General features: G+C 70.4%; 3 protein-coding genes. 2 read left to right on the top strand and 1 reads right to left on the bottom strand.

The window, feature by feature from the left end:
• Positions 1 to 80: 80 nt before the first annotated feature.
• Positions 81 to 539, bottom strand: coding sequence for an Lrp/AsnC family transcriptional regulator (locus DW309_RS04670; RefSeq protein ID WP_136044704.1), 459 nt, complete (start codon positions 537 to 539; stop codon positions 81 to 83).
• Between the two features lie 72 nt (positions 540 to 611).
• Here DW309_RS04670 and DW309_RS04665 point away from each other — a divergent pair, with 72 nt between their 5' ends.
• On the top strand, positions 612 to 2051 hold the full coding sequence (locus tag DW309_RS04665) for a DUF6421 family protein (RefSeq protein WP_136044703.1): 1440 nt from the start codon (positions 612 to 614) through the stop codon (positions 2049 to 2051).
• Between the two features lie 105 nt (positions 2052 to 2156).
• Positions 2157 to 2630, top strand: a 474-nt coding sequence (locus DW309_RS04660) for an SDR family NAD(P)-dependent oxidoreductase (protein WP_136044702.1), incomplete at its 3' end; no start/stop codon positions are given.

Here is a 2630-nt window from a genome sequence, read left to right as displayed (position 1 = left end):
TCAGCGCGCGGTCGTTCGACGGCGCAGACCGCGGCGACGCGACGCGGATGCCGGCCGACGGTGCGCGCTGCGGCGGTGGACTACTCCCCGGCGCCGACCGGGATGATCGGGCGGTGCTCGTAGTAGGTCTGCAGCACCACCGTTGTGCGGGTGCTCACGTTGGCGGCGAGCCGGACGTCGCGCACGAGCTGCTCCAGGTCGCGGGGGGACGGAACGCGGACGAACAGCATGTAGCTCGCCTCTCCCGCGATGGAGTGGCAGGCCTCGATCGCGCCCAGGTGCTCGAGCAGCTCCGGCGCGTTGTCGGGCTGGGCGGGGTCGAGCGGGGTGATCTCGATGAACGCCGACAGAGGAGTGCCCACCTGCTCCGGATCGAGGATCGCTCGGTAGCCGGAGATCACCCCGCGCGTCTCCAGGCGGCGCAGGCGGGACTGCACGGCGGAGACCGAGAGGCCGACGGCCTCGGACAGCTGGGACAGCGTGGCGCGGCCGTCACGGGAGATCGCGGCCAGGATCGCGCGGTCGACAGAATCATCCATGGCTGTAAGATTATCGTCAGGATTCCGTATTTGCCGGAATCTTTCCGTTAAACACTGCGATCGGAGGTTCCGATGTCCCTCGTTTCCGCCAACAGTTCCGCTGTCCAGGCCATCGTCGGCGAACCCGAGGTCGTCGAGGACGCGTCGACCGCGGAGCAGTCCGCCGCCTGGACCCAGCTGAAGTCGGCCGCCATCGCGCTGCGCGAGCTGCAGATCAAAGACGGCTCGATCCCCGAGGCCGCGCACCACGACGACGCCCGCGCGCTCGTCGGCGCGATCACCGCGAGCATCCAGGCCCTCGCCCCCGCCTTCCCGCACGATGCCGACTACCTCGCCGCGTCCGTCGCCGACTTCGAGCGGTGGGCGTCGGAGGACTTCGGCGTGCCGGACTTCCTCGACTCCCTCGTGGCTTTCCAGCCGCAGCAGCACCGCATCGACGGCATCCGCCACCTCGTGGTCTTCCCGATGTACACCCAGAACGGCTCCAGCGATCGCCTGGTCGAGGCGCTGATCGTCGAGACCATCTGGCCCGAGTTCATCGCCGCGCTCGAGGCCGGCGACTACGGCAACAAGCTGTTCGTCTCGCTGCGACTCGTCGACTTCACCCCGGGCTACGACACCAACTCCGCCGTGCTGTTCCCCGAGACGGTCGCCATGCGCGAGATCCCGACGTTCACGTGGGGCGCCATCTTCCAGGACCGCGAGGCCGCCCGCTACCGCCGGGTCGTCCGCGCCGCCGCCGGGATCACGAACCTGAAGCTGCCGGAGCGCGCCGCCGCGATGCTCGACGACCAGGAGATGGCCGAGAAGACGTTCGTGATGTGGGACATCATCCACGACCGCACGCACATGCGCGGCGACCTGCCGTTCGACCCGTTCATGATCAAGCAGCGGATGCCGTTCTTCCTCTATTCGCTGGAGGAGATGCGCTGCGACATGACCGCGTTCCGCGAGTCGGTCAAGATCGAGCGCGCCCTCGACGCCCGCGTGGCGGCGGGCGAGGAGCTCACCGAGACCGAGCGCGAGATGCACGAGTACGCGCACCTGGTGCAGTACGCCGTGATCTTCGACCGCATCTTCCGCTTCGCGATCACCGGCACCCGCGTCCGCAACTACGACGCGGTGGGCGGCCAGCTGCTGTTCGCGTGGCTGCACCAGCGCGGCGTGCTGCACTGGACAGACACGGCCCTGGCGTTCGACTGGGACAGCGTGCCCGACGCGGTCGTGGCGCTGGGCGATGCGATCGACGACCTGTACTGGCACTCGATCGACCGTCCGAAGGTCGCGCACTGGCTCGCCGCCTACGACCTCGTGCGCGGCACGCTCACCCCGCACCCCGCCTCGCAGTGGGCACGCGGACTCTCGGACGAGATCCTCGCCGGCGCCCCGAAGGGCTACACCGACGCGGTGATGGACGACGAGTTCCCCCTGTCGATGTTCTTCGAGACGCTCGACAAGAAGATGAAGCCCGTCATCGAATCGACGGTCGGCATCCGCGGCACGGACGACTGATCCGCACCGCCACCGTTGTGACGCTGGGGCGCACAGCCTCTGCGGCCGGAGACCCGAATCCGGGTCCGGCCGCAGAGGCCTTCTCGGCAGGAGGAGAGTGATCGCATGACCGACATCACGCCGCACGGACCGCGCGGACGCACCGTGCTCCTGGCCGGGGCCACCAGCGTCGCGGGACTCGCCGTCACCCGGGCCCTGCACGACGCCGGCGCGCGGGTGGTCGCGACCGGCCGCTCGGCCGAACGCCTCACCCCTCTCGCCGACGCGGGAGCCGAGACCCGGGTGGCCGATGCGACCTCCCTCGCGGAGATGACCGCGCTCGCGGAGCAGCTCGGACCCGTCGATGCCGTGGTGCCCCTGGTGGGCGGCTGGCGCGGCGGCGGAGGTCTCGCGGGACAGAGCGACGAGGACTTCGACGCGCTCCTCCCGGCACTCGGGGCCGTGCGGGCCACCAGTCGGGCGTTCGATGCGGCCCTGCGCGCCTCGACGGCCGGGCGGTTCGCGGTCGTGTCGTCGACGGCGGTCGCGCGCCCCCTCGCCGGTGGCGCGAACTACGCGGCGGTGAAGGCGGCGAGCGAG

It is taken from the genome of Microbacterium sp. K41 (assembly GCF_004794395.1).
GTDB classification, from domain to species: domain Bacteria; phylum Actinomycetota; class Actinomycetes; order Actinomycetales; family Microbacteriaceae; genus Microbacterium; species Microbacterium sufflavum.
The sequence above is the reverse complement of the archived record's forward strand: the minus strand, read 5'-3'. Positions and strand labels throughout refer to the sequence as shown.

Coding starts and splice junctions, on each gene's coding strand:
- DW309_RS04665 (WP_136044703.1), top strand. CDS start 612: ATGTCCCTCGTTTCCGCCAACAGTTCCGCTGTCCAGGCCATCGTCGGC.
- DW309_RS04670 (WP_136044704.1), bottom strand. CDS start 539: ATGGATGATTCTGTCGACCGCGCGATCCTGGCCGCGATCTCCCGTGAC.